This window comes from Aminobacter sp. P4_H6_2, assembly GCF_056400805.1.
Genome location: NZ_JBFUKO010000660.1, coordinates 1 through 2,858, shown reverse-complemented (window position 1 = coordinate 2,858; position 2,858 = coordinate 1). Strand labels below are relative to the sequence as shown.

The window sequence follows — 2,858 nt, the reverse complement described above, 5'->3', positions numbered from 1 at the left end:
GTGCCGCCACTTCCTTTTCGCCAAGCGCTCGGATGGTCTGCTGCGGGCCTGAGCCGGGGGCGGGAGGGCGGCCGGCGCGCACGATCAACAGATTGCTGCCGAGCTGCGAGATGTCTGCCTTGACCTTGGCCGTTGTGCCGCTGCCGATGGTCAGCATGGCGATGACGGCGGCAACGCCGATGACGATGCCAAGCAATGTAAGGAACGAGCGCAGCGCATTGCGGCGAACCGAACGAAGGGCCAGGCGGACGGTTTCCCAGATCATGCCTATGCCGCCTCGAGCTTTTGGGTGTCGGAGGCAATATGACCGTCGCGAAAGGCTATGGTGCGGCCGGCATAGGCGGCGATGTCGGCTTCGTGAGTGACCATGACGATGGTGAGCCCGTATTCCTCGTTGAGGCGGGTGAGCAGTTGCATGATCTCGTGGCTGCGGGCGGTGTCGAGATTGCCGGTAGGTTCGTCAGCGACAAGCAGAGTAGGGCGGGTGACGATGGCGCGCGCGATCGCCACGCGCTGCTGCTGGCCGCCTGAAAGCTCGGCTGGTGTGTGGTGTTCGCGGCCTTCGAGCCCGACTTCGGCAAGCGCCTTCATGGCCAGCGCACGCCGTTCATGGGCTGCCACGCCGCGATAGATCAGCGGCAGTTCGACGTTCTCCGCCGCCGTGGTGCGCGGCAGCAGATTGTAGCCCTGGAAGACGAAGCCGATATAGAGGTTTCGCAGCGCGGCGCGACGGTTGCGGTCGAGGCGGCCCGCATCGGTGCCCATGAAGCCGTAGCGGCCTGACGTCGGCGTATCGAGGCAACCGACAATGTTCATCGCTGTCGACTTGCCCGAACCGGACGGGCCCATGATGGCGACGAACTCGCCCTGGCCGATCTCAAGATCGATGCCGGCGAGCGCGCGGACCTCGGCCTCGCCCTGGCCGTAGGTTTTCCAGACCTTGTCGAAGACGATGAGCGGAGCCGGGCCCATGACCGTTCTCAATTGGCCTTGGCCGACGAGGATGCGGTGATGACCGCATCGCCCGCGGCGAGGCCGGAGACGATCTCAGTGCGGTCGCCGTCCGTTGAGCCAGTCTTGACCCGCACGGCAACCGGCGCGCCGTTTTTGAGCACATAGAGCGTGCGTGATCCGTCGGCCGGCGTCGAGGCCGGGCGACTGCGGTCGGTCGGACCGCGATTGGGCCGGCCCAGGAACAGGTTCTGCAGGCTGAAGCCCGAGTTGCGTGCCGTTGGTGTCGGCCGGTAGCGGAAGGCGGTCGCCGGCACGGTGAGCACGCCCTTGGCCTCACGCGTGACGATCGCGACCGTGGCGGTCATGCCTGGGCGCAGCAGCAACTCGTCGTTTTCGACATCGAGCCAGGCATTGTAGGTGACCACCCCGTCGGTGGTGACCGATGCATAGGCGATATCGCGGATGGTGGCGTCGAAGCTGCGGTCGGGAAATGCATCGACGGTGAAGCGTGCGTTCTGGCCTTTTGCCACCGAGCCGATGTCGGCCTCGTCGACGGCGGCCTTGAGTTCCATCTGGGAAAGATCGGCAGCGAGCACGAACAGCACGGGCGCCTGCATGGAAGACGCCACAGTCTGGCCCGGATTGACCGAGCGCGTCAGCACCACCCCATCGATAGGCGCGTAGATCGTGCTTTTGGCGAGGTCGGCCTGCTGCAGCTTGAGATCCGCTTCGGCGATGGCGAGATTGGCCTCGGCCATGTCGAGCGCGCTTTGGGCGCGGTCGCGCTCGGCGGTGGCTGCCTCGAGCGCTTGCGTCGTGGCCATGCCGCGTTTCGTCAGTTCCTCGGCCCGGGTGAGCGTGCGGGCGGTCTCGGACAGCGTAGTGCGCGTATCCTCGACCTTGGCTGCAGCTGCCTTGGCGGACGCCTCGGCGCGTTCGATCTGTGCCGAGAGCCTAGACGTGTCGAGGGCGGCGAGCATGTCGCCCTTCTTGACGTGCTGGTTTTCGACGACCGCGACCGAACGTACGACGCCCGACAGTTCGCTCGATATGTCGACCTGGGTGAGGGGCTGGAGATTGCCGGTGGCGGAAACCTGGACGGTGAGATCGCCGATTTCGGCAGCCTGGGTGGTGTAGACCATCTTTTCGGAAGGTGCTGCGAACCACGGATAGGCGGCATATGCGCAAGCTGCAGCAACCAGCGCCACAAGCAGCCAGAACCAATTCTTGCGCCGGCGCGTGGAGCGTCCTTTGCCGTCCAGGCCGAGTGCCGCCTCGATGGAGGGCGGGCTCGCCTGTTCCGTGCGATCTACAAGCTGGTCCAACCCAGATCCCTTCGATGGTTCCAGAAATGAGGTTTAGAGCCTGCTCTAATCCATTTGATCTCGCATGACTCTGTCGGAAAAACGGTCCCACTTTTGAAGAGCATGCATTAGAATCACAGATCGGCTGTATGGACCCGGAATTCAAATTAAATTTCGCTCATGTTGCCGGCTGCGGAAGGAGCAAACATGACGATCGAACGCAAGTATTTTATCTATGACGTCTTCACCGAAGACAGGCTGGCCGGCAATCCGCTTGCAGTGGTGGTCGATTCCAAGGGGCTGAGCTTGGCCGCAATGCAGGCCATCGCCAGGGAATTCAACCTGTCGGAAACGGCCTTCGTGCTGCCGCCGGAAAACCCCAAGCACAAGGCGCGGGTGCGGATATTCACGCCGGATTACGAGATGCCTTTCGCCGGACATCCGACGGTTGGCACAGCAGTCGCACTGACGGAGATGGGGCAGGGAGGCGATCTCGCCGGCATCTTTGTGCTGGAAGAGAATATCGGCCTGGTGCGCTGCGCCGTGAACAAGGTCGGCAATGGCCTGTTTGCCGAATTCGATCTGCCCAAGCTGCCCGAG

The 2,858-nt window shown here is 63.5% G+C and carries 4 protein-coding genes; 1 reads left to right on the top strand and 3 read right to left on the bottom strand.

What is annotated here, in order from left to right; genetic code table 11:
• From AC1DUU_RS28225 to AC1DUU_RS28215, 3 genes are all read right to left on the bottom strand, one after another.
• A partial coding sequence (locus AC1DUU_RS28225; RefSeq protein ID WP_476786648.1) for an ABC transporter permease occupies nt 1-265 on the bottom strand: 265 nt, incomplete at its 3' end.
• 2 nt (nt 266-267) lie between these two features.
• Nucleotides 268-972 carry an ABC transporter ATP-binding protein gene (locus tag AC1DUU_RS28220; protein WP_476786647.1) on the bottom strand — a complete coding sequence of 235 codons (705 nt, stop codon included), beginning with the start codon at nt 970-972 and terminating at the stop codon, nt 268-270.
• 8 nt (nt 973-980) lie between these two features.
• A complete protein-coding gene (locus AC1DUU_RS28215) occupies nt 981-2,279 on the bottom strand; it encodes an efflux RND transporter periplasmic adaptor subunit (RefSeq protein WP_476786646.1) in 1,299 nt (432 codons plus the stop codon).
• Between the two features lie 186 nt (nt 2,280-2,465).
• Here AC1DUU_RS28215 and AC1DUU_RS28210 point away from each other — a divergent pair.
• Nucleotides 2,466-2,858 (top strand): PhzF family phenazine biosynthesis protein (locus AC1DUU_RS28210; RefSeq protein ID WP_476786645.1); only part of this gene is annotated, 393 nt, incomplete at its 3' end.

Bases quoted from the DNA above. Each gene is read 5' to 3' on its own strand.
- AC1DUU_RS28220 (WP_476786647.1), bottom strand. From the start codon at position 972: ATGGGCCCGGCTCCGCTCATCGTCTTCGACAAGGTCTGGAAAACCTAC.